The organism is Rhodococcoides fascians A25f (assembly GCF_000760935.2).
Taxonomy (GTDB): Bacteria; Actinomycetota; Actinomycetes; order Mycobacteriales; family Mycobacteriaceae; genus Rhodococcoides.
Genome location: NZ_CP049744.1, coordinates 2,563,485 through 2,585,370, shown reverse-complemented (window position 1 = coordinate 2,585,370; position 21,886 = coordinate 2,563,485). Strand labels below are relative to the sequence as shown.

Here is a 21,886-nt window from a genome sequence, read left to right as displayed (position 1 = left end):
GCGTCAAGGTTCACACTGAACACATGAGAATCGGATCTCTGGCGGAGGCCGTTGGAACGACACCGCGAACGGTGCGTCATTACCACCGCCTCGGCCTGCTCGACGAGCCGCGCCGTCTGTCCAACGGATATCGCGAGTACACGATCGACGACGTGGTTCGTCTGATGAGAATCCGGTGGCTGGCCGACTGCGGGATGCCACTCGGCGAGATAGCCGCCGCCCTCGGTGAGTCTCCGGCGGGCGAGACCGATGTGGTCGCTGATCTCAGGGCGCTTCTCGTCGGTTTGGAACGGGAGCAGTCCGCGCTCGCGCGCAAGCACATCCGCCTGTCGGCACTGCTGAACGACGCAGTCGAGCATCGTCAGCTGACCGCTCTTCCGCGCGAGGTTGCCGACGCCCTGAGCGCGCTGATCGACGCTTCCGCGGAGCCGGACCGAGAAGCATTGATCCGTGAACGCGATCTACTCGAGGTGATGGCGATATCGGGCGCCGTTCCCGCATCGTTCTTCGAGACGGTGACCACCACACTCGGCGACCACGGCCTTCGTCAGAGGTACCTCGGACTTCTCCGCAGGTTCAGCGCACTGGAGGGCCGAAATCCGGCCGAGGCCGAGAGCGATATCGCGTCGCTGGCCGCAGAACTGGAGTCGATGTTCGATCTCGATTCACTCGCCTCCGATCCGTCCGATACCACTGTGGACACCGAGGAGATCGGTTCGCTGAGTATCGACGACATCCTGCCCGATCCGGCCCAGCGCACCGTGATCGTCCGCGCCACCGCGCGCCTGCAGACGACCGAACACCCACGCTCCGGAGGCACCCGATGACGGTCGACTTCCCTGTCCAGGTCGGTAGATGGCACTCGTTGGCGCTCTGGACGCGCGGGCAGCACGCGCCGATCGCTGCGGACGCGACCGTGTTCACTGCTACCCGCGGAACACTCGGATTACCCCTGATGTTCGGTGCTGCCACCGTGATCGAGATGGTCGTTCTGCACCTGCTGATTCCGTGGCTGTGGCTCAGTGCGCTGGTCGCAGCCGCGTCGGTGGCGTCCCTGGTGCTACTCGCATCATCGGTCGCCCTGGCTCGGGCGCACCCGCATGTTCTCTCACCCGAAGCCCTCGTTATGCGCATGTCGGGCACGGTCGTAGCGAGGGTCGACCGTGCGAACATCGTGTCGGTTCGTATCCACCGTCGCTACGGCGTCGTGTCGCCCGCTCTCGACGGAGGCCGGCTCGTCCTACCGAACCAGGACGGCACCACGGTCGATATCGAGCTGTCCAGTGCCGCAGAGGTGGTGGTTCCCGCACTCCTGCCGCGATGGCGGATATCCGGCTTCGCTCACTCGTTCGGTGTTCAGGTGGACGATCCCGCAGCACTGGTTGCTGCGCTCACTCCGTCCACTGCGGCACCCGAAGCGGAGCGGCGCAGCAGACGAGTTGCGAACAACAGGACCAGCAACGCAAGCACGGTGATACCGGATCCGGCCCAGATGGGCGAGGTGTAGCCGAGGCCGGCCGAGATCGTCACGCCGCCGAGCCACGCGCCCAACGCATTTCCGAGATTGAACGCGGCGATGTTCGCACCGGACGCCATCGTCGGAGCGTCGGGCGCAAACGACATCACCCGCATCTGCAGCCCCGGCACCGTCGCGAAACCGAAAGCGCCCATGAGGACGAGAGAGGCAACAGTCGCCGGTCGACTCTCTGCGGTGAGCGCGAAGAAGACGAGAACGACGGTCAACGCGCCGAGCAACGTCAGCAACGTGGCGGTGAGGTTGCGGTCGGCGGCCCTGCCGCCGAGGTAATTTCCGATGAAGAGGCCTCCACCGAACAGCACGAGCAGCCAGGGCACCGAGCTCGACGCGAACCCGCTGACGTCGGTGAGGGTGAACGCGATATACGTGAACGCGCCGAACATACCGCCGAACCCGAGCACCGTCGTGGCGATGGAGAGCCACACCTGGGGAGACCGGAACGCACGCAATTCGCGGCGCAGATCGCTCTCCTCACCGATCCCGGTTTCCCGAGGAACGAGGGCCGCGATGCCGATCAGCGCAACGATGCCGATCACCGTGATGGCCCAGAACGCCGACCGCCATCCGTAACTCTGACCGAGGAACGTTCCGAACGGAACGCCGAGAACGTTGGCGGCGGTGAGGCCGGCGAACATCATGGCAATCGCTCCCGCCTTCTTTGCGGGCTCGACCAGACCTGCCGCGACCACGGCACCGATTCCGAAGAAGGCTCCGTGGCACAGTGCGGCGACCACACGACCGAGCAGCATCGTGTCGTAGCTGCCCGAGAGTGCAGAAATCAGGTTGCCTGCGATGAACAGGCACATCAGTGCAAGCAAGACGGTCTTGCGGGGAAGTCGCGTCACCGCAGCGGTGACCACCAGCGCTCCGACGACGACGGACAACGCATATCCGGTGATGAGCCAGCCGGCAGTGGCTTCGGCAACCGAGAAGTCGGCCGCGACCTCCGGTAGTAGGCCCATGATGACGAATTCGGTCAAACCGATGCCGAATCCTCCGATTGCGAGGGCGAGCAGGCCGAGAGGCATGTCGAATCTCCTGAGACGAAGTGGCGTAGGTAAATATCTGGCTATCGCGTGTAGTTGCACGCGCTTGGCAAATAGTTGCACACGCGCTCTATCCGCGCAAGAAGACAATGCGCCGGATCAGCCTCTACGCTCCCGAACTGGGACTATTGCCCCGAAGCAGACTCCGAGAAGTGCTTCACCTCGCGTACACGTATTGTTTGCCCGGTATCGCACATCCGACCGAGTAGTCGATCGACAGCCGGAGCCACTTCTCCTTCATGCATGTACACCCGACCGACAGCGACTCGGCCACCGATTTCTCGACACCGGTCCAGGGCGCTTCCGCTCCGGCACCCGGCCCACAGGGTCGACCACCGCAACGGCGAGATCTCAACGGCTTGCGCGGCGTCGCGATCGCACTCGTCGTCGTGTTCCACATCTGGATGGGTCGCGTGTCGGGTGGCGTCGACGTCTTCCTGACGCTGTCCGGGTTCTTCTTCACCGCATCCCTACTGCGATCGGCCGAGGCCGGGGCAAGCCTGAATCCGATCACCCGCATCACGCGCGTGCTGCGCAGGCTGGGTCCACCGCTGTTGATCACGCTGCTCGCAGTCGCCGTCGCATCGGTGTTCCTGCTGCCGCGCACCCGCTGGGCAGACCTGGGTGATCAACTCGTATCCGGTGTTTTCTACTACGTGAACTGGCAGCTGGCGACAACAGCGAACGACTACTTGGCGGCCGATCCCTCGGTGAGCCCCGTTCAGCATCTGTGGTCGGTCGCCGTGCAGTTCCAGTTCTATCTGCTGGCCATTGCCGTCGTGTTCGGTCTCGCATGGCTCCGACGCATCGCCCGACCCAAGGGGCCACGAAGTCTGCGACCACGCACCTTTGCCGTGATCTTCGCCATGATCGCTGTGGTGTCCTTCGTGTACGCGGCGGACGGTGTTCGACGGCATCAGGCCTGGAACTACTACGACACCGGTGCGCGCCTTTGGGAGATCATGCTCGGTGCGGCACTGGCGGCAGTGCTCGCCTCGCGATCCAACAGCGCGGTGGCCGCCGCCTCGCCCGGACGTGCCCGCTTGTCGTCGACGGCACGCGGAGTCCTTGCCGTTCTCGGCATGACCGTCATCGTCGCGTGCGGTTTCGTCGTCGACGGAGTGACTGCGTTTCCCGGTCCCCTGGCTTCGATTCCGGTGCTCGCGACCCTCGCGTTGATCGTCGCCGGGTCCGAGACCGCCGTAGCGGCAACGCTCTCCAACCGGTTCTTCGCCTGGGTCGGATCGATCGCATTTCCGCTGTACCTGTGGCACTGGCCGCTGCTGATCTTCTACTTGTCGGCCACCGGCAGATCCCATGCCGACGCGCTCGGGGGTCTCGGCATCGTCGGGGCGTCGGTCGCACTCGCATGGCTGACCGTGCGCCTGGTCGAGCGCCCCACGCAGTCGAACACGTTCACGCCGGGACGCATCGCGGTCACTGCCTGCGCGGGGATCGCCGCGCTCGCCGTCACGGCCGGTTCGGTCGGATGGAACGTCTACATCGACCGGTCGATCACCGCGGTGCAGGCCGATGAATCGGTCGACGAACTGACTCACCCGGGGGCGCTCGAACTGACCGACGGAATTCGCGCCGAACCGGCCGCCGTCCGTCCCCCGCTGTATTCGGCTCCCGAGGACCTCCCCGCCACTACCCTCGAAGGCTGCATCGCCGACTTCGAAACACGCGATGCGGTCTCGTGTAGCTACGGCGACCTCGACGCGAACCGAACCATCGTGCTGGCGGGCAGCTCGCACGCCGAGCACTGGGTGACGGCCCTCGACGCGCTCGGACTCCAGCACGGGTTCAAGGTCGTCACATTCCTGAAGATGGGCTGCCCGTTGAGCATCGACACGATGCCGATGCTCGGCCCCAACGAATACCCGGATTGCCTCGACTGGACGCAGACCGTGCTCGCCGACGTCGCAGCGATGGAACCTGCCTACGTGTTCACCACCGCCACCCGCCCGCGGGAGGACTTCCCCGGCGATTACACCCCCACCTGGTACGCCGCGGTGTGGCAGCAACTCGCTGCGGACGGTGTCGGAATTCTGGGCGTTCGGGACACCCCGTGGCTCGCGTACCGGGCGATCGATTGCCTGGCCGACGGCGGCGATGCCACCTCGTGCGGCATTCCCAGGGACGAAGCACTCGACCCCGTCAATCCGGCGCTTGCGGCCTCGTTTCGGCTCCCCGGGTTCTCCGCTCTCGACCTGTCCGATGCAGTCTGCGACGCCACCGTGTGCCGCGTCGAGCAAGGCAACGTACTCGTCTACCGTGACGAGCATCATCTCACTGCGACCTACGTGCGAACTCTGACCACCGAGCTGGGACGGCAGGTCGGATCGGCCACCGGGTGGTGGGCCGGACCGTGAGCCGAGCGCCTCGCGCTCGGTAAGCCCGGGCCCACCGGCCACAGTAGGGTTGATCCATGCTGCACGAAGCCTCCGACGACACGCCTGCCATCGCAGTATGGCCGGGATCCGCCTATCCGCTCGGCGCGACCTACGACGGAGCAGGAACCAATTTCGCACTGTTTTCCGAGGTCGCGGAGGCCGTGGATCTGTGCTTGATCGCCGACGACGGAACCGAGACCCGCATCCGCTTCGAGGAGTCCGACGGCTACGTCTGGCACGCATATCTGCCCACCGTGGTACCGGGTCAGCGCTACGGCTACCGCGTTCACGGCCCGTGGGATCCGGCAGCCGGGCATCGCTGCGACCCGAGCAAGCTGCTCGTGGATCCGTACGGCAAGGCGTTCGAGGGATCGTTCGACGGCGACCGATCGCTGTTCTCGTACAACATGGACGCGCCCGCTCCCGAACCCGAACCCGAGGTACAGATCGACGACGAATCCGCGGATTCACTCGACGCCGAGGCCCCGTTCGAGGACGCCACCGATCTTGCCGATCCCGACGACGAGATCATCGAGGAAGCTCCCATCGCGCACGACGACGTGCCGAACAACGATTTCCCGCAGCATGATTCGCTCGGTCACACGATGACCACCGTCGTGATCAACCCGTTCTTCGATTGGCAGGCGGATCGCGCCCCCAAACGCCCGTACCACGAGACCGTGATCTACGAGGCCCATGTCAAGGGCATGACGATCAACCACCCCGACATTCCCGAGGCCGAGCGCGGCACCTACGCCGGGCTGGCGCATCCGGCGATCATCGATCACCTCAACCACCTCGGAGTCACGGCCATCGAACTGATGCCGGTGCACCAGTTCATGCAGGATCAGGTTCTGCTGGACAAGGGACTGCGAAACTACTGGGGCTACAACACATTCGGCTTCCTGGCCCCGCACGCGGAATATTCCTCACTGCAGTCCCCCGGTGCGGCGGTCACCGAGTTCAAGGCCATGGTTCGCTCGTTCCACGCCGCCGGCATCGAGGTGATACTCGACGTGGTCTACAACCACACCGCCGAGGGCAATCACATGGGCCCGACCATCAGCTTCCGCGGCATCGACAACGCGGCGTACTACCGGCTCGTCGACGGCGATCTCGAGCACTACATGGACTACACCGGTACCGGCAACAGTCTCAACGCCCGGCACCCGCACACGCTGCAGCTGATCATGGACTCGTTGCGCTACTGGGTGACCGAGATGCACGTCGACGGGTTCCGATTCGACCTCGCATCCACGTTGGCTCGCGAACTGCACGACGTCGATCGCCTCAGTGCATTCTTCGATCTCGTTCAGCAGGACCCGGTCGTCAGCCAGGTGAAGCTGATCGCCGAGCCCTGGGACATCGGTGAGGGTGGCTACCAGGTCGGCAACTTCCCCGGCCTGTGGACGGAGTGGAACGGCAAGTACCGCGACACCGTGCGTGACTACTGGCGCGGGGAGCCCGCGACGCTGGGCGAGTTCGCGTCGAGGCTGACCGGATCCTCGGATCTGTACGAGTCGAACGGTCGTCGCCCCGGAGCCAGCATCAACTTCGTCATTGCCCACGACGGATTCACCCTCAACGACCTGGTCTCGTACAACGACAAGCACAACGAGGCCAACGGTGAGGGCAACAACGACGGCGAGAGTCACAACCGGTCCTGGAACTGCGGCGTCGAGGGACCGACCGACGATCCGGAAATTCTGGACCTCCGAGCCCGCCAGATTCGCAACATCATGGCGACCTTGCTGCTCAGCCAAGGTACGCCGATGATCGCTCACGGCGACGAGATGGCACGAACACAGCAGGGCAACAACAACGTCTACTGCCAGGACTCCGAACTGGCATGGATGGACTGGTCGTTGGCCGAGACCAATGCGGAACTGATCGAGTTCACGCGCAACGCCATCGCATTGCGCGCCGAACACCCGGTGTTCCGCCGGCGCCGGTTCTTCGAGGGCCGTCCCATCCGAACCGGTGAGCAGGCACGAGACATCGCCTGGCTGACCCCTGCGGGCGAAGAGATGACGCCCGAGGACTGGGACAGCGGCTTCGGCAAGTCGCTGACCGTGTTCCTCAACGGCGAAGGAATTCCGGAACCGAATCAGCGCGGTGAGCGAGTGGTGGACGACTCGTTCCTGTTGTGCTTCAACGCACATCACGAGACGCTCGAGTTCGTGACCCCGGACGGGAACTACGCCAAGGAGTGGACGGTCGCCTTGGACACAGCAGCCCGAACGGGAGCGGGTGAGAAATCGATAGAAGCGGGTACACCGGTGGAAGTCACCGCTCGTTCCTTGCTCGTTCTACGAAAGACTGCCTGACACATGCCGCTGCCCACCAGTACATACCGGTTACAACTGCGGGGCGATGCCTTCACCCTGGCCGACGCCTCCGACGTGGTCGATTACCTCCACGACCTCGGGGTCACTCACCTGTATCTGTCACCGATCCTGACAGCGACCGACGGATCGACACACGGATACGACGTCACCGACACCTCGACGGTGTCGGCCGCCCTGGGCGGCCGAGAAGCGTTGACGCAGTTGCATTCTCGTGCCGCAGAGCTGGGCATGGGGATAATCGTCGACATCGTCCCCAACCACGTCGGAGTGGAGGACCCGCGCCAGAACGCGTGGTGGTGGGACGTGCTGCGACGCGGTCGCGACTCCGAGTACGCGACGTACTTCGACATCGACTTCGGAGCCGACAACGGCGTCGACGGCAAGATCGCGATCCCCGTGCTCGGCAGCGCGAGCGACGTCGGCGAGCTGACCGTCGACCGCTCGGAGGAGCAGCCTCTGCTCGCGTTCTACGAGCACCGCTTCCCCATCGCAGACGGCACCGACGGTGACGATGCGCAGGCCGTACACGACCGCCAGGCCTACCGATTGGTGAGCTGGTCCGACGGGCTGATCGGATACCGACGGTTCTTCTCCGTGAACGGCCTGGCGGGAATCCGGCAGGAAGACCTCGACGTCTTCACCGACTCCCATCGTCAGGTGGCCGGTTGGATCGACGACGGACTGATCGACGGATTGCGGGTCGACCATCCCGACGGCCTGGCCGACCCCGCCGGCTACCTCACCGAACTGCGCGGACTTCTCGGGCCCGACCGGTGGCTCGTCATCGAGAAGATTCTGGCCGACGGTGAACCGCTGGACGAGTCGCTTCCCGTCGACGGAACGACCGGGTACGACGCGTTGGCCGCGGTCGGCGGAGTGTTCGTCGACCCTGAGGGCGTTCATGCACTCACTGCTCTGTCTCAGGTGCGCTCGGGCATCGCCTACGACGCCGAGACGTTGCACGAGACAGAGTTGGATCTCAAGACCGGCGTTGCGCGCGGCGACCTCTCCCCCGAGGTGCGACGCCTCGCTCGGGCCGTGGTTCGCGAGTCCGGCACCACCGTCGACCTCGAGTCCGTCATCGACGCGATCGTTGCCGTCGTCGCGGCCGTACCGGTCTACCGGACCGACTACGCGCCGCTCGCAGGCGTGCTGCCGGGCGTGATCGCTGCTGTCGGCGAGGAGCAGCCGGACCTGGCCGGCGGTCTGGGCGCACTGGCGACCGCCCTCGTCACCGGTGCAGAATCGCCGGTCCGCTTCGACCAGGTCTGCGGTGCCGTCACGGCCAAAGGCGTAGAGGACTGCCTGTTCTACCGCGCCAACCGGTTGATCTCCCTGCAGGAGGTGGGCGGCGACCCGAGCCGATTCGGTTGCAGCACAGCGTATTTCCATCTGACCAACGCCGATCGAGCGCAACGCTGGCCGGCTGCGATGACCACCCTGTCGACTCACGACACCAAACGCGGCGAGGATGTACGGGCGCGAATCGGCGTGCTGTCACAGACTCCCGAACTGTGGGCTCGCTGCATCACGGACTGGGAAGAACTGACCCCGAGTCCCGACGGTACAACAGGAATGTTTTTGTGGCAGAACCTTTTCGGCATCTGGCCGGTCGACGGAGTGATCACGTCCACGCTGCGTGAGCGCGTTCACGCCTACGCGGAGAAGGCAATCCGCGAGGCCGCCCTCCGCACGACGTGGACTGCTCCGGACGAGGAGTTCGAGTCCGCGGTACACAGCTGGCTCGACGCCATCTTCGACGGTGCCGTCGCTCGATCGATGACGATGCTGGTCGACAAGCTCGCTCCCCACGGCCATTCCGACGCACTGGGTCAGAAACTGTTGAATCTGGCCGGGCCCGGCATCCCCGATGTGTACCAGGGCACCGAGTTGTGGGAAGACTCGCTCGTCGACCCCGACAACCGCAGACCCGTCGACTACTCCGTCCGTCGATCGATGCTCGCCGCGTCGAACACCGATGCACTCTCGATCGATACGGGTGCTGCCAAGCTGGCCGTGGTTCGCTCCGCGCTGCACGTGCGCCGCGAGCGGCCGGAGAGCTTCGTCGGTGGCACCTACGCGCCGATCGTCGCGGACGGATCCGCGGCCGAGCACCTCGTCGGATTCGCACGCGGACCGGTTCCCGGAAACGCCGACGTGATCGCACTGGCGACCAGACTCTCGCTCGGCGTGTCCGAGACGGGCTGGGGCGAGACATCCGTGACGCTGCCCGACGGCCGATGGCGCGATCGCATCACCGGCTCCGAACACACGGGCACCGTCTCGGTAGCCGAGATGTTCGCCTCACTCCCGGTCGCACTCCTGGTGCGCGACAACGAAGAAGCGGTGACACAGTGACATCGACATCAGCGACATCGACGGCAGCGACCTCTTCGGCGACGACACGACGATTCCAGGTCTGGGCACCGTCCCCCGAGACGGTCCGATTGCAACTCGACGACACGGTGCATCCGATGCAGCGTTCCTCGGACGGGTGGTGGCACGCCGACGTCGATGCCGCACCGAACTCTCGATACGGCTACCTGCTCGACGACGCAGACAAGGCACTGCCCGATCCGCGATCACCGAGGCAGCCCGACGGCGTGCACGAGCTGTCCCAGGTGTTCGACGTCGATCCCACGCTGTGGACCGATTCGGCATGGACCGGGCGTCAACTACCCGGCTCCTCGATCTACGAACTGCACATAGGGACGTTCACCGAGGAGGGCACCTTCGAGGCGGCCATCGGCAAGCTCGATCACCTCGTCGATCTCGGCGTCTCGTTCATCGAGATCATGCCGGTCAACGGGTTCAACGGTGTGCACAACTGGGGGTACGACGGCGTGCTCTGGTACACCGTGCACGAGGCGTACGGCGGCCCGGAAGGGTTGCAGCGCTTGGTCGACGCATGCCACGGCCGCGGCATCGGCGTCGTCCTCGATGTGGTCTACAACCACCTCGGCCCGTCCGGCAACTATCTCGAACGTTTCGGCCCCTACATGACCGAAGGGGCCAACAGCTGGGGCCAGGCAATCAACTACGCCGATGCAGACTCGGGCGAGGTTCGGCGATACGCCCTGGACAACGCTCTGCGTTGGTTCTCCGAGTTCCACATCGACGCGTTGCGACTGGATGCAGTTCACGCGATAGTCGACCACACCGCGGTGCATCTGCTCGAGCAGCTCTCGATCGAAACCCGCACTCTGTCAGCGCATCTCGGTCGTCCACTGACCCTGATCGCCGAGAGCGACCTCAACGATCCTTCGCTGATCACGGCACGGTCGGGTGGCGGCTACGGACTCGACGCGCAATGGGACGACGACATTCACCACGCGATCCACGCGGCTGTCTCCGGTGAGCGGCAGGGCTACTACGGCGATTTCGGTTCCCTCCGGGGCTTGGCGAACACGCTGCGGCAGGGGTTCTTTCATGCCGGAACGTATTCGAGCTTCCGCGGTCGGATCCACGGCCGCCCGCTGGACACGCGCCGAATTCCGGCCAGTTCGCTGGTGACCTACACGACCACACACGATCAGGTCGGTAACCGCGCAATCGGCGATCGACCGGGTTTCTACCTCTCCCCCGGCCAGCTCGCTATCAAGGCTGCTCTGGTGTTGACCTCGCCCTACACACCGATGTTGTTCATGGGAGAGGAGTGGGGAGCGTCCACGCCGTTCCAGTTCTTCACCTCTCATCCAGAGCCCGAGCTCGGTAAGGCGACCGCCGAGGGACGCAAGGCGGAATTCGCCGAACATGGCTGGGACAAGAGCGATATCCCGGACCCACAGGATCCCGAGACCTTCACGCGGTCGAAGCTGAACTGGTCGGAACTGGGCGACGGCGACCATGCACGACTGTTGGCCGTCTACCGCGATCTGTTGACGCTGCGCCGCGACCGGACCGAACTGACCGACCCGTGGCTGGACCACGTGAAGGTGGACTACGACGAGGACGCGAAATGGATCGTCGTTCGCCGTAGCCGACTCAGCGTGGTGTGCAACCTGTCCGAATCCGCTGTGACCGTGCCGGTCGGCGGCTCACCACTGCTCGAGTGGGAGCCGACGACATCGGACGAAACTGGCTCTGCCACAACGGTTCCCGGTCACTCCGTCGTGGTACTGGAATCCTGACGCCTGCGTAGATTGACCAGGACGAACACGGCGGTGATCGCCAGCACCACCGCGGTGGCGACGGCCGCGACATGCATGCCCGAGACGAAGGCAGCATGCGCGGAGTCCAGTAGACCCGTCGCCACCGAGTCCGGCAGCTCACGGGCTACCGAATCGGCACCGCCGAGAGTCTCACCGGCCCTTGCCCCCAGTTCGGGGGTCAGCTGCGTGACGTCGATGCCGCGACGGAAGGTCGCCATGACAACGGTGCCGAGAAGTGCGACGCCCAGTGCGATACCCAGTTCGTATGCGGTTTCCGACACTGCCGAGGCAGCTCCCGCCCGTTCGGGTTCGACGGCGCTGACCACCAGCTCCGAGGTCAGCGTCAGCGCGACACCGACACCGGCCCCCACGAGGACGAACCCGGCAATGAACAGGGCCGGACCGCTGTCGGTTGCGAGGCCGACCAGGATCCCGGCACCCGCGGCGGCGACGAACATTGCGACCCCGAGAACCGTTCCCGCACTGAAGTATCGAACCAGGACCGCAACCAGCAGTGAGGTGACGATGCTGGCGGCGGTACCGGGAAGCAGCAACAGACCCGCCTCGAGCGGGCTGTTGCCGAGCACGAGCTGCAGATACTGCGAACCGAAGAACAGGACCCCGGCGAGGGCGAACACCGACAGGAAGTTCGTTGCGACGCCCGTCGAGAAGGCCCGGTTGGCAAACAGTCTCAGGTCGATCATCGGTGCCGCGAGGGTGCGCTGACGGCGGACGAACACGTATCCGGCGATCACACCGACCACCGCCGACAGCAGGTAGACCACTTCGAAGCCGTGTGCCGCGGTCTCCTTCACCGCGAATACCAGCGGCACGATGGCGAGCATCGACAGCGCCGAACTCGTCAGGTCGAACCGACCCGGGTTCGGGTCCTTCGACTCGGGAATCACCAGCGGTCCCAGCGCGATCAGCACGAGCATCACGGGGATGTTGATGAGAAACACCGATCCCCACCAGAAGTGCTCGAGCAGCCAACCGCCCACGAGCGGACCGGCAGCGGCACCGCCACCGGCCATCGCGCCCCATACTCCGATCGCGGCGACGCGTTGACGCGGGTTCAGGAAGATGGTTCGAATCAAGCCCAGGGTCGCGGGCATCAGTGTCGCACCGGAAATACCCTGCAACACGCGGGCCGCGATCAGCATCTCCGCGCTGGTCGACACGGCCGCTACGAGTGAGGCGATGCCGAAGCCCGCAGCACCGATCAGTAGCAATCGGCGACGGCCGATTCGGTCGCCGAGCGTGCCCATGGTGATGAGCAGGCCGGCCAGCACGAACGAGTAGACATCGATGATCCACAGCAACTGGTTGCTGGTCGGTGCCAAGTCCGAACTGATGAAAGGCAATGCCAGGTCGAGGACAGTGCCATCGACAGCGATGAGCAACACGGCGAACGCCAGTACCACCAGACCGAGCCAGTCCCGCGGGGTCGCCCGGTGCTCGGATCCCCCGGCTACCTCGTGCACCGAACCGGTGCGCATGTCACTCACTACATCTCCTACGTTCTGCGCCCGGTGCGCCGGCGATCGCCGGGTCCGAAACGCTCCACAGCACCAACCGTCCAGCCGGTACAGTGATTGAGAGTACCGCGAACCGTCCAGCCGGTAAAGTGGATTCCATGTCATCGGACACCCGCGACCGAATTTTGGACTCACTCGAGACGCTGCTCCTCGAACACGGCATGACAAAAGTGACTCTGGACAGCGTCGCCGCCGCCGCCGGGGTATCGAAGGGCGGCTTGCTGTATCACTTCAAGACAAAGGACGCGCTGGTTGCTGCCATGGTCCGGCGGCTCGCCGTTCAGGCCGATCTACAGCGTGCCGACGCTGCGGAGGGTGGCACCTCTGTGGCGGAGTGGTATCTGCAGCCACCCGATTCCATTTCGGACAAGGAAATCGCCCTGTATCGCTCCACGCTGGCGGCACTGCGCAGCGTCGACGGGAACTCGGGCGAGGTGCAGGATGCCGTCACCGACATGATGCAGCAGTGGGACGAGGGTCTACGCACAGAGATAGACGATCCGGTCCAGGCCGAAATCATCCGGCTCGTCGGCGACGGAATCTACCTCGGTGCCGTGCTCGACCTGCCGGCCGTGGACCCCGAACTGCACAAACGCGTCGTCGACCGCCTGCTCGGTCGCTGACTCAGGTCAGGTACCGGTACACCGGCGAACCCGGCTCCAACTGCTCCACCTGCAGGTGCGATGACCGCATACGTTCGAGGAGGGAAGAGAGGCCGTCCGCATCGCCGAGTTGAATGCCGACGAGCGCGGCACCCGTCTCCCGGTTGTTGCGCTTGACGTACTCGAACAGGGTGATGTCGTCCTCGGGCCCGAGCACCTCGTCGAGAAAACGACGCAGTGCGCCGGGCTCCTGCGGAAAGTCCACGAGGAAGTAGTGCTTCAGGCCCAGGTGAACGAGCGATCGCTCGAGAATTTCGCCGTAGCGAGAGACGTCGTTGTTGCCGCCGGACACCAAACACACGACTGTGCTTCCCGGCGCGATGTCGAGATGCTCGAGCGCCGCAACGGCCAACGCGCCTGCAGGCTCTGCGATGACGCCTTCGTTCTGGTACAGCTCGAGCATCGCGGTACAGACCGCGCCCTCGTCGATCTGGGTGATCAGGAATGCACCGGGGCCGGAACTGTCGAACACGGGCGCGGTGATCAGCGGCAACGAAGCATGGGACACCACCGTGGCACCGAGCGACTGCAACGCTGCGTACGGCACGTCGCCGATGCGGCGGACGGCGGCCCCGTCGACGAACGGATCGATCTCGGAGAGCGTCACCGGACCGCCGGCGATCAGCGCAGCGGTCATCGACGCCGCGCCGGACGGTTCGACACCCACCAGTGACGTCTGCGGTGCGCGCTCACGGAGGTAGCTGGAGATGCCTGCGATGCATCCGCCTCCGCCGACGGGCATCACGACGACATCGGGTGCCCCACCGAGCTGATCGATCATCTCGGCGGCAATGGTGCCCTGCCCGGCCACGGTTCGCGGATCGTCGAACGGCGGCACCATGGTGGCACCGGTGCGGGCGACATCTGCGGCTGCGGCAGCTGCCGCGGCATCGAACGTATCGCCGATGACGATGAGCTCCACGAAGTCACCGCCGTGCACTCGGATTCGGTCGCGCTTCTGCTTGGGGGTGTTCGCGGGAACGTAGATGCGACCGTGCACCTGCATCGAGCGACACGCGAACGCCACTCCCTGAGCATGGTTGCCTGCGCTCGCGGTGACCACGCCGACAGCCCGCTCCGCATCGGTCAGCTGGTCCATCAGGTTGTAGGCACCACGAATTTTGTACGACCGCACGATCTGCAGGTCTTCGCGCTTGAGGTAGACCCTCGCGCCGGTCTCGGCCGACAATCGCTCGCACAACTGCAGGGGTGTCGCGGCCACCACCGACGAAATCCGCACCGCAGCGGCATCGATATCGGCAGCGGTGACGGCTACCGACGATGGGTGCTGGGAGGCGAGGTCAGGGGATGAAGACACCAGCACATGCTGCCACCAGAGTGGAACGGTCACCCACTCGGGACCGTTCCACTCCTCTGACGGCTCGCGATCAGACGCGCGCGAGGACGAACACCGGGATCTCGCGATCGGTCTTCTTCTGGTAGTCCGCGTAATCGGGGTAGGCAGCGACCGAGCGTTCCCACCACACGGCTTTCTCGTCGCCGGTCACCTCGCGAGCGACGTAGTCGTGCTTCTCGGTTCCGTCCTGCAGCTCGACGAGCGGCTCGGCTTTGACGTTGTGGTACCAGACGGGGTGCTTCGGCGCTCCGCCCAGCGAGGCCACGATGGCGTACTCGCCGTCGTGTTCGACTCTCATCAACGGCGACTTGCGCAGCTTGCCGCTCTTGTTCCCCTTGGTGGTCAGCAGCACGACCGGCATCCCGTTCATGGTCGTGCCCTCGGTTCCGCCGGAGTTCTCGTATCGCTCGGCCTGCTCACGGGCCCAGTCGGATGAACTCGGTTCGTATTCTCCTGTCAATGGCATGACTTTCAGTGAACACCTCTCGTACGCGTGACGCCACAAGATCGGCCACATTGCCTGGTCCGGATGCCAAGTTCGGTGGACCGAATCTTTCGGTGGGTATAGTCTGAACTTCGCGCGCCGGACAGCCGAATCGTCACCACACCGGGCGCAGCAGAGGAGAACGCGATGACCTTCACGAGCACCCGGGTGAGCCACCGACCCACCGCTGCCCTGCGCAGCGTCGACGTCGCAGGCATCGCGTGGCCGGTCTACAAACTGGAAGCCCTCGCGCTGGGATCATTCGTGTTCGTCGCGACGCTCGTCATCGCCGGCTCCCTGCACGCCGCAGTACTCGCCGGTGCCGCGATCGCGGTCGCGGCCTGGTGGACGCTGCGCCTCACCGAGCTACACCCGACCGCGCCTGCATCACCCCGTCAAGCAGCCGGGTCCCAGTAGCGCCTTCAGGTCTCCCATCAACGCCGATGTCGGCGTGACGCGCAGACTGTCGTCCAGCTTCATCGTGGTGATCTTGTCACCGCTCACCAGCCGAAGGTGCACATCCGAGGTTCCCGGGTGGCTGGACAGGACTCGTTTGAGAGCACCGACCTTGTCCGCCGTGCACAGCCGCGTCGGCAGACTGACCGCGAGAGGCTTGTCGATACCGATCGCCGAAAGATCTGGTACCGCAAGGTCGTTCGCGATCAAGGAGACCCGGTCGTCGCGCACCGACACCCGACCCTTGACGAGTACCACCGAGTCCTCGGTGACATCGGCACCGAACACCGAGTACGCCTGTGGGAAGAACAGCACTTCGATACCACCGGCCAGATCCTCGAGCTGAGCCGACGCCCACGTCAGACCGTTCTTGTTGATCCTCCGGTTGACCGAGGCCAGAATTCCGCCGACGGTGACCTGAGTTCCGTCCTTGATGTCACCTTCGAGAATGGTCGGGATATTGCAGTCGGACTTCGCGACCAACATGTGCTCGACGCCCAGGAGCGGGTGGCCGGAGACGTACAGGCCGAGCATCTCGCGTTCGAGGGCGAGCCGATGCTTGGATTCCCACTCCTCGTCCGGCACCCGAACGTTGAACACCGCGGAGATGGACTCGTCGGCGTCCTCACCGCCGAACAGATCGAACTGACCTATCGCCTCGGCCTTCTTGGTGCCCATCACCGCGTCGATCGCGTCGGCGTGAATGAGCATCAGGCCCTTGCGCGGATGGTCGAGCGAGTCGAAAGCGCCTGCCTTGATGAGGGATTCGGTGACCTTCTTGCTGCAGGCAATTGCGTCGATCTTGCCCAGGTAGTCCGAGAAATCGGTGTACTTCGACTTCTCCGATCGCGCCCTGATGATCGAGGCGACCACATTGGTGCCCACGTTGCGCACTGCACCGAGACCGAACCGGATGTCCTTGCCGACCGACGCGAAGTTCAGCTCGGATTCGTTGACGTCGGGAGGCAGCACGGTGATGCCGAGCTTGCGGCAGTCGGCAAGATAGATCGCGGCCTTGTCCTTGTCGTCGCCGACGCTGGTGAGCAGGCCGGCCATGTACTCGGCCGGGTAGTTCGCCTTGAGATACGCGGTCCAGTACGACACCAGCCCGTAGCCCGCCGAGTGCGACTTGTTGAACGCGTAGCCCGCGAACGGCAGCACGGTGTCCCACAGCGCCTTGATGGCCGCCTCGGAGAAACCGTTGTCCAACATGCCCTGGCGGAACCCGGCGTACGCCTTCTCGAGCTCGGAGAGCTTCTTCTTACCCATGGCGCGGCGCAGCAGGTCGGCTTGGCCGAGGGTGTACCCGGCGACCTTCTGCGCGAGCTGCATGATCTGCTCCTGGTAGACCACCAGGCCGTACGTTTCACCGAGAATCACCTTGAGTGGCTCTTCGAGCTCGGGGTGAATCGGCTTGACCTCTTGCCTACCGTTCTTGCGGTCGGCGTAATCGTTGTGGGAGTTCATGCCCATCGGACCGGGGCGGTACAGAGCCAGAACGGCGACGATGTCCTCGAAGCCGGTGGGCTGCATGCGGCGTAGCAGGTCTCGCATGGCACTGCCGTCGAGCTGGAACACGCCGAGTGTGTCTCCGCGCGAGAGCAGATCGAACGTGGCCGGATCGTCGAGCGGCAGTGCGTCGAGGTCGATCTCGATCCCGCGGTTGGCCTTGATGTTGTCGATCGCGTCACCGATGACGGTGAGGTTGCGCAGACCGAGGAAGTCCATCTTGAGCAGACCGATGGCCTCGCACGACGGGTAATCCCAGCCGGTGATGATCGCGCCGTCCTGCGCGCGCTTCCACACCGGAATGGCGTCGGTGAGCGGTTCAGAGGACATGATGACCGCGCAGGCGTGCACGCCTGCGTTGCGGATCAGGCCCTCGAGGCCCTTGGCCGTCTTGTAGATCGTCGCGACGTCGGGGTTGGAGTCGATGAGCGCACGGACTTCGACGGCCTCCTTGTAGCGCTCGTGGGACGGATCGGTGATGCCGGCCACCGAGATGTCCTTGGCCATGATGGGCGGCGGCAGCGCCTTGGTGATCTGATCGGCGATCCCGAAACCCGGCTGCCCGAACTGCACTCGTGCGGAGTCCTTGATGGCCGCCTTGGTCTTGATGGTGCCGAAGGTGATGACCTGAGCAACGCGATCGCTGCCCCACTTCTCGGTGGCGTAACGCACCATCTCACCGCGGCGACGATCGTCGAAGTCGATATCGATATCGGGCATCGACACGCGCTCGGGGTTGAGGAATCGCTCGAACAGCAGACCGTGTGGCAACGGATCGATGTTGGTGATGCCCATGGCATAGGCCACCAGCGATCCGGCCGCGGAGCCTCGGCCGGGCCCGACGCGGATGCCGACGGCCTTGGCATGGTTGATCAGGTCGCCGACCACGAGAAAGTAGGCCGGGAAGCCCATTTCCAGGATGACCTTGATCTCGTACTCGGCCCGCGCGAGGTAGTCCTCGGCCGGGCCGTCGGGGAACCGACGCTCGAGCCCGGTCATGACCTCGTGGCGCAGCCAGGTGCCCTGGGTGTGGCCCTCGGGAACCGGGAAGATGGGCATCCGGTCTCGGTGCGCCCACACTTCGTCGTACGGCTGGACTCGCTCGGCGATGAGCAGCGTGCTGTCGCAGGCACCGGGCACCTGGTCGTCCCACAGTGCACGCATCTCGGCGGCCGACTTGAGGTAGTAACCGTCGCCGTCGAACTTGAAGCGGGTGGGGTCACTCAGAGTTTTACCGGTCTGAATGCACAGCAGCGCCTCGTGGTTCTCGGCAGCATCCTTGGTGACGTAGTGGCAGTCGTTGGTAGCGAGCGGCGGGATGGAGAGCTTCTTACCGATGTCGAGCAGACCCTCGCGGACGCGCCGCTCGATGGACAGGCCGTGGTCCATCAGTTCCAGGAAGAAGTTGTCCGGTCCCCAGATCTCCTGCCACTTGGCTGCAGCTTCGAGCGCCTCACGCTCCTGGCCGAGCCGGAGCCGAGTCTGTACCTCGCCGGACGGGCAGCCGGTGGTGGCGATGATGCCTTCCGCATGCGAGGCAATGATCTCCTCGTCCATGCGGGCCCACTTGCCCAGCTGGCCCTCGATGGATGCCAGCGAGGACAGCTTGAACAGGTTTCGGACGCCGGTGGCGTTCTCGGCGACCATCGTCATGTGCGTGTACGCACCACTACCGGAGACGTCGTCGGACTTCTGGCTCCGATCGCCCCACAGCACGCGCTTCTTGTTGAACCGAGACTCCGGGGCGATGTAGGCCTCGATACCGATGATCGGTTTGATACCGGCCTTCTTGGCCTCGTTGTAGAACTCGCTGGCTCCGTACATGTTGCCGTGGTCGGTCATCCCGACCGCCGTCATCTCCAACCGCGCCGCCTCGGCGAACATGGCCCCGATCTTGGCGGCACCGTCGAGCATCGAATATTCGGTGTGGTTGTGCAGATGAACGAACGAATCGGCCACGAAGGTTCTCTCCTGAAGGTCGTGCGTTTTCGAAATACGAGCCGCGAATGCACCCACTCTAAGCGGTGGAACCGACAGAATTTTCGTAGCTGTCGGTGTGTCCTGGGAGGACGTGACGCGTGTGACGAACGAGACTGGAGTTGCCCTCATTCCGCCGGAATCGGCCCGTCGTCCGGCAGCGGCCCGACGATGTCGACGTACTCCGGAAGCAACGGCTCGACGGCGAACTTCCCTGACACCGCGTCGGGCGGAAGCGCCTCCACAGCCCGTACGCCGTCGCGGCCGGCCACCTCGCTCAACTCGGCCGCGGTGCCCCGCACCACCAATGTCACCACGCACGCACACCCGCCCAGCAACCGGCGCTGCGACACCGCCTCTATCTGCGCCTGCCGGTCCCCTGCGCCGAACGATTCCTGTATCTGTCCGGCAGCGCGTGCGGTCGAGTTCAGTACCGACCGTTCACTGCCGGGAACACCGACCGTGAGTATCGGGGTTTGCACGCGATCGAGCGGTACTCGGAAGAGCACCAGCGAGATGCGCACACCGTTCGCCGCGGCGTAGGCCTGTTCGGCGGTGAGTTCGCGATCGAACGACACAGAGCCCCAGCGGGGTTCGGCACCATCGGCGAGCAGGCTCGTCTCGGCGCGAGCCAGGTAGTCGGTCACCTGCTCACCGCTGTCCGGGCCGAGCCGGTCGGTACCCACACCCAGTTGCCGTTGCGGGTTCAGGTTCCCGACGACGGCCAGGCCCCCGACCACCAGAGTGGCAGCGGCGACGAGACCGACCACGCCCGAGAATCCGCGCATCACGCCTTCCGGAGCACCTCGAGGGCGTGCTCGAGGTCGGCCGGATATTTACTCTCGATCTCCACCCAACGGCCGTCGGACGGATGCGCGAAGCCGAGCGAACGTGCATGCAACCACTGGCGTTCGAGGCCCAACCGTTCGGCCAGGCGCGGATCGGCCCCGTAGGTCAGATCCCCGCAGCACGGGTGGCGCAGGGCCGAAAAGTGCACTCGAATCTGGTGTGTGCGACCGGTTTCCAGGTGTACGTCCAGCAAACTCGCGGCCTGGAACGCCTCGACCGTGTCGTAGTGGGTCACGCTCGGCTTGCCGTCCGCGCGCACCGCGAACTTCCAGTCGTTGCTGCCGTGTCGCCCGATCGGGGCATCGATGGTTCCACTGCTCGGATCCGGATGTCCTTGCACCAGAGCGTGATAACGCTTGTCGATGGTCCGCGCTTTGAACGCACGCTTGAGCACGGTGTACGCCCGCTCGGACGTCGCGACCACCATCACCCCGGACGTTCCGACGTCGAGACGGTGCACGATTCCCTGACGCTCGTGTGCACCGGAGGTGGAAATTCGGAAGCCGGCAGCAGCCAGACCGCCGATCACCGTCGGGCCGGTCCAGCCCACGCTGGCATGAGCAGCGACACCGACGGGCTTGTCCACGGCCACGACATCGTCGTCGGCGTAGAGAATCTCCATCCCCTCGACCGGTTCGGCTTCGATCGTCAACTCACGGGCGGGCTCGGGCAGTGTCACTTCGAGCCACGAGCCTGCGGCCAAACGATCGGACTTGCCCACGGCCCCGTGATCGACCAGAACCGAACCCTCTTCGGCCAGTGAGGCGGCGACGGTACGCGAGAGCCCCAGCAATCGCGCGAGCCCGGCATCGACCCGCATTCCGTCCAAACCGTCGGGCACCGGCATGGAACGCGATTCCCTCACGAGTCGGCCTTCTCCGGGGCATCGGACGTGGACTTGGTCACGCGTTCGCCGTTCGGCTCGAAGCCGAACAGACTCAGCACGACGAGCAGAATCGCCCCGCAGACGATGGACGAGTCGGCGACATTGAACACCGGCCACCAGCCCACCGACACGAAGTCGACGACGTGGCCCTGGAACGGACCGGGAGCGCGAAAGAAGCGGTCGATCAAGTTGCCCAGTGCGCCGCCGAGAACCAGACCCAATCCCAGTGCCCACCACGGTGATCGCAGCGTCCGGCCGATCTTGATCACACCGATGACGACAGCGACGGCCACCACCGTCAGCAGCCACGTCATGCCGGTGGCCATGGAGAACGCCGCACCGGGGTTGCGCACCAATCGCAGCGTCACCACGTTGCCGACGATCTCGATCGGATTTCCGGGCTTCACGAAGTGCACGACCAGAATCTTGGTCACCAGATCGAACAGCAGAATCACCGCCGCGATGGCGATCAGCAGTCGAGTTTTCAGTGGCTTCACGGGCCTGGCGACAGCGCTGTCGGAATCGGTCCCCTTCGGGTCCGCGGTCTCGTTCGGTGCCGAGACACCGCTGCTCTCGGGTGTCGGGTCGTCGGCGCGGTCTTCACTCACCTGTCCATCATGGCGCATCGGCGGCGGCGGACACTCATCCGTGCCGCGCGGTACGGCTACCGGCAGGGCTGTCAGTAGCCTG

The 21,886-nt window shown here is 64.8% G+C and carries 15 protein-coding genes; 7 read left to right on the top strand and 8 right to left on the bottom strand.

The genetic code is table 11. The features are described 5' to 3' along the window. Window positions 1-23 precede the first annotated feature (23 nt). Complete coding sequence (locus tag BH93_RS12285) at window positions 24-827, top strand: MerR family transcriptional regulator (RefSeq protein ID WP_052065873.1); 804 nt, start codon at window positions 24-26, stop codon at window positions 825-827. 529 nt (window positions 828-1,356) lie between these two features. Here BH93_RS12285 and BH93_RS12280 read toward each other — a convergent pair. After that, on the bottom strand, window positions 1,357-2,565 hold the full coding sequence (locus BH93_RS12280) for an MFS transporter (RefSeq protein ID WP_037177511.1): 1,209 nt from the start codon (window positions 2,563-2,565) through the stop codon (window positions 1,357-1,359). 257 nt (window positions 2,566-2,822) lie between these two features. Here BH93_RS12280 and BH93_RS12275 point away from each other — a divergent pair, with 257 nt between their 5' ends. The 4 genes from BH93_RS12275 to treZ are packed head-to-tail and all read left to right on the top strand — an operon-like array spanning window position 2,823 to window position 11,457. Continuing rightward, window positions 2,823-4,958 (top strand): acyltransferase family protein, encoded by a 2,136-nt coding sequence (locus tag BH93_RS12275; RefSeq protein WP_037177509.1) that lies wholly within the window; start codon window positions 2,823-2,825, stop codon window positions 4,956-4,958. Window positions 4,959-5,014: 56 nt separating this feature from the next. Further along, window positions 5,015-7,306 (top strand): glycogen debranching protein GlgX, encoded by a 2,292-nt coding sequence (gene glgX, locus BH93_RS12270; protein ID WP_037177506.1) that lies wholly within the window; start codon window positions 5,015-5,017, stop codon window positions 7,304-7,306. 3 nt (window positions 7,307-7,309) lie between these two features. Continuing rightward, window positions 7,310-9,685, top strand: coding sequence for a malto-oligosyltrehalose synthase (gene treY / locus BH93_RS12265; protein WP_037177503.1), 2,376 nt, complete (start codon window positions 7,310-7,312; stop codon window positions 9,683-9,685). Then, window positions 9,682-11,457, top strand: a complete 1,776-nt coding sequence (gene treZ, locus BH93_RS12260; RefSeq protein ID WP_080739274.1) for a malto-oligosyltrehalose trehalohydrolase — start codon at window positions 9,682-9,684, stop codon at window positions 11,455-11,457. The genes treY and treZ overlap by 4 nt, the downstream gene beginning before the upstream one ends. On the opposite strand, the gene BH93_RS12255 is transcribed toward treZ, so the two are convergent. Continuing rightward, window positions 11,430-12,977, bottom strand: coding sequence for an MFS transporter (locus tag BH93_RS12255; RefSeq protein WP_037177500.1), 1,548 nt, complete (start codon window positions 12,975-12,977; stop codon window positions 11,430-11,432). The two genes, treZ and BH93_RS12255, sit on opposite strands and share 28 nt — an antisense overlap. Window positions 12,978-13,114: 137 nt before the next feature. Here BH93_RS12255 and BH93_RS12250 point away from each other — a divergent pair, with 137 nt between their 5' ends. Further along, on the top strand, window positions 13,115-13,639 hold the full coding sequence (locus tag BH93_RS12250; RefSeq protein ID WP_032379530.1) for a TetR/AcrR family transcriptional regulator: 525 nt from the start codon (window positions 13,115-13,117) through the stop codon (window positions 13,637-13,639). A gap of 1 nt (window position 13,640) precedes the next feature. On the opposite strand, the gene ilvA is transcribed toward BH93_RS12250, so the two are convergent. Beyond that, window positions 13,641-14,996 (bottom strand): threonine ammonia-lyase IlvA, encoded by a 1,356-nt coding sequence (ilvA, locus tag BH93_RS12245; RefSeq protein ID WP_037177946.1) that lies wholly within the window; start codon window positions 14,994-14,996, stop codon window positions 13,641-13,643. 70 nt (window positions 14,997-15,066) lie between these two features. Further along, on the bottom strand, window positions 15,067-15,501 hold the full coding sequence (locus BH93_RS12240; RefSeq protein WP_032379532.1) for a nitroreductase family deazaflavin-dependent oxidoreductase: 435 nt from the start codon (window positions 15,499-15,501) through the stop codon (window positions 15,067-15,069). Window positions 15,502-15,666: 165 nt separating this feature from the next. On the opposite strand from BH93_RS12240, the gene BH93_RS12235 reads away from it, so the two are divergent. Beyond that, a complete protein-coding gene (locus BH93_RS12235) occupies window positions 15,667-15,936 on the top strand; it encodes a hypothetical protein (RefSeq protein WP_052065871.1) in 270 nt (89 codons plus the stop codon). Here the strand turns inward: BH93_RS12235 and dnaE are convergent. From dnaE to lspA, 4 genes are all read right to left on the bottom strand, one after another. Further along, entirely contained in the window at window positions 15,907-19,443 is a 3,537-nt protein-coding gene (dnaE, locus tag BH93_RS12230) for a DNA polymerase III subunit alpha (protein ID WP_037177941.1), read from the bottom strand. The two genes, BH93_RS12235 and dnaE, sit on opposite strands and share 30 nt — an antisense overlap. Before the next feature lie 146 nt (window positions 19,444-19,589). Next, window positions 19,590-20,249, bottom strand: coding sequence for a hypothetical protein (locus BH93_RS12225; protein ID WP_037177498.1), 660 nt, complete (start codon window positions 20,247-20,249; stop codon window positions 19,590-19,592). Beyond that, window positions 20,249-21,175, bottom strand: coding sequence for an RluA family pseudouridine synthase (locus tag BH93_RS12220; RefSeq protein WP_037177495.1), 927 nt, complete (start codon window positions 21,173-21,175; stop codon window positions 20,249-20,251). Before BH93_RS12220 ends, BH93_RS12225 begins: the two co-directional genes overlap by 1 nt. Then, window positions 21,172-21,822: a signal peptidase II gene (gene lspA, locus BH93_RS12215; RefSeq protein WP_080739273.1), complete on the bottom strand. Its 651-nt coding sequence runs from the start codon at window positions 21,820-21,822 to the stop codon at window positions 21,172-21,174. Before lspA ends, BH93_RS12220 begins: the two co-directional genes overlap by 4 nt. Between the last annotated feature and the right edge of the window lie 64 nt (window positions 21,823-21,886).

Excerpts from the sequence above, each read along its gene's own strand:
- BH93_RS12285 (WP_052065873.1), top strand. The coding sequence starts at position 24 with ATGAGAATCGGATCTCTGGCGGAGGCCGTTGGAACGACACCGCGAACG.
- BH93_RS12280 (WP_037177511.1), bottom strand. The coding sequence starts at position 2,565 with ATGCCTCTCGGCCTGCTCGCCCTCGCAATCGGAGGATTCGGCATCGGT.
- BH93_RS12275 (WP_037177509.1), top strand. The coding sequence starts at position 2,823 with ATGCATGTACACCCGACCGACAGCGACTCGGCCACCGATTTCTCGACA.
- glgX (WP_037177506.1), top strand. The coding sequence starts at position 5,015 with ATGCTGCACGAAGCCTCCGACGACACGCCTGCCATCGCAGTATGGCCG.
- treY (WP_037177503.1), top strand. The coding sequence starts at position 7,310 with ATGCCGCTGCCCACCAGTACATACCGGTTACAACTGCGGGGCGATGCC.
- BH93_RS12255 (WP_037177500.1), bottom strand. The coding sequence starts at position 12,977 with ATGCGCACCGGTTCGGTGCACGAGGTAGCCGGGGGATCCGAGCACCGG.
- BH93_RS12250 (WP_032379530.1), top strand. The coding sequence starts at position 13,115 with ATGTCATCGGACACCCGCGACCGAATTTTGGACTCACTCGAGACGCTG.
- BH93_RS12240 (WP_032379532.1), bottom strand. The coding sequence starts at position 15,501 with ATGCCATTGACAGGAGAATACGAACCGAGTTCATCCGACTGGGCCCGT.
- BH93_RS12235 (WP_052065871.1), top strand. The coding sequence starts at position 15,667 with ATGACCTTCACGAGCACCCGGGTGAGCCACCGACCCACCGCTGCCCTG.
- BH93_RS12225 (WP_037177498.1), bottom strand. The coding sequence starts at position 20,249 with ATGCGCGGATTCTCGGGCGTGGTCGGTCTCGTCGCCGCTGCCACTCTG.
- lspA (WP_080739273.1), bottom strand. The coding sequence starts at position 21,822 with ATGCGCCATGATGGACAGGTGAGTGAAGACCGCGCCGACGACCCGACA.